Raw genomic sequence first — 1855 nt, 5'->3', positions numbered from 1 at the left:
GGGGCGAGTGTGTTCATGGTGCTGCAGGCCGGTCTCGCGGTGCTGCTCAAGCGCCTGGGCGCGGGATCCGACATCCCGCTGGGCTCACCCATCGCGGGCCGCACGGACGAAGCCCTCGACGACCTCGTCGGCTTCTTCGTCAACACCCTCGTCCTGCGCACCGACGTCTCCGGCCACCCCACCTTCCGCGAACTCCTCGCCCGCGTCCGCGAAACCGACCTCGCCGCCTACGCCCACCAGGACGTCCCCTTCGAACACCTCGTCGAAGTCCTCAACCCCACCCGCTCCCTCTCCCACCACCCCCTCTTCCAAGTCATGCTGGCACTGCAGAACACGCCCCAGGGCGCCTTCGCACTGCCCGGACTGGACAGCCGCATCGAACCGGTCGGCACCGGCACCTCCCGTTTCGACCTCTTCCTCAACCTGCGCGAACGAACCTCCCCCACCGGCACACCCGCCGGCCTCGAAGGCTTCGTCGAATACAGCACCGACCTCTTCGACCAGAGCACCGTCACCACCCTCATCGAACGCCTCACCCGCGTCCTGGAACAGGCCGTCGCCCGGCCCGACGCACCCATCACACGCGCCGAGCTCCTCTCCACCGACGAGCGCCACCAGCTGGTCGCCGAGTGGAACGCCACCCAGCGCGACGTCGTACTGCCCCGCGTACTGTCCGAGGCCTTCGAAGCCCAGGTGCGGAAGACACCCGAAGCACCCGCCGTCGTCTTCGAGACCACCGAGCTGTCCTACGCCGAGCTGAACGAGCGGGCCAACCGCCTCGCACGCCTGCTCATCACCCACGGCGCCGCACCCGACCGCCTGGTCGCGCTGGCCGTGCCACGCTCCGCCCAAATGATCGTCGCCGTCCTCGCCGTCCTCAAAACCGGCGCCGCCTACCTGCCCCTGGACGTCGAATACCCGGCCGAGCGCCTCGCCTTCATGGTGCAGGACGCCCGACCGGTCCTGATGCTGACGACCACGGCGGCGGCCGGCCACCTGCCGGAAGACACCCCGCGGCTGCTCCTGGACGACCCGGCGGTGACCACGGCGCTCGCCGAGCTCCCGGCCACCGACATCGACCCCGGCGAACGCCACAGCGCCGTCACCCCGCAGTCCCCCGCCTATGTCATCTACACCTCCGGCTCCACCGGCACCCCCAAGGGCGTCATCGTCACCCAGGAAAGCGTCACCGACCTCCTCTCCTGGGCAGTGACCACCTTCGACGACGACCGCCTCACCCACGTCCTGGCCGCCACCTCCCTCAGCTTCGACGTCTCCGTCTTCGAACTCTTCGCCCCCCTCGTCTCAGGCGGCACCATCGAAGTCGTCCGCGACATCCTCGCCCTCCTCGGACGCAACTGGACCGGAAGCCTCATCAGCGCAGTACCCTCCGCCCTCGCCCAAGTCATCGCACAACCCGGCCTCACCGTCCAAGCCCGAACCGTCGTCCTCGCCGGCGAAGCACTCCCCACCCAAACCGTCACCGACATCCACAACGCCCTCCCCGGCACCCACATCACCAACATCTACGGCCCCACCGAAGCCACCGTCTACGCCACCATGAGCGGCCCCCTCACCGGAACACACACACCCCCCATCGGCCGCCCCATCACCAACACCCAAGCCTTCGTCCTCGACGCCGGACTCGCCCCCGTACCCGCGGGTGTGGTGGGTGAGCTGTACCTGGCAGGCACCGGTCTGGCCCGCGGCTACCTCAACCGCCCGGCCCTGACCGCCGAACGCTTCGTCGCCAACCCCTTCGGCGGCCCGGGCGAGCGCATGTACCGCACCGGTGACCTGGTCCGCTGGAACACCTCCGGCGAACTCGAATACATCGGCCGGGCCGACACCCAGG

General features: G+C 69.4%; 1 protein-coding gene. It reads left to right on the top strand.

Features of this window, described 5'->3' with window-relative positions:
* The coding region (locus tag FHS34_RS41810) for a non-ribosomal peptide synthetase (RefSeq protein WP_184976188.1) at positions 1 to 1855 on the top strand (1855 nt) is incomplete at both ends.

Origin of the sequence: Streptomyces echinatus (genome assembly GCF_014203595.1) — a bacterium.
GTDB lineage: Bacteria > Actinomycetota > Actinomycetes > Streptomycetales > Streptomycetaceae > Streptomyces > Streptomyces echinatus.
The sequence above is the reverse complement of the archived record's forward strand: the minus strand, read 5'-3'. Positions and strand labels throughout refer to the sequence as shown.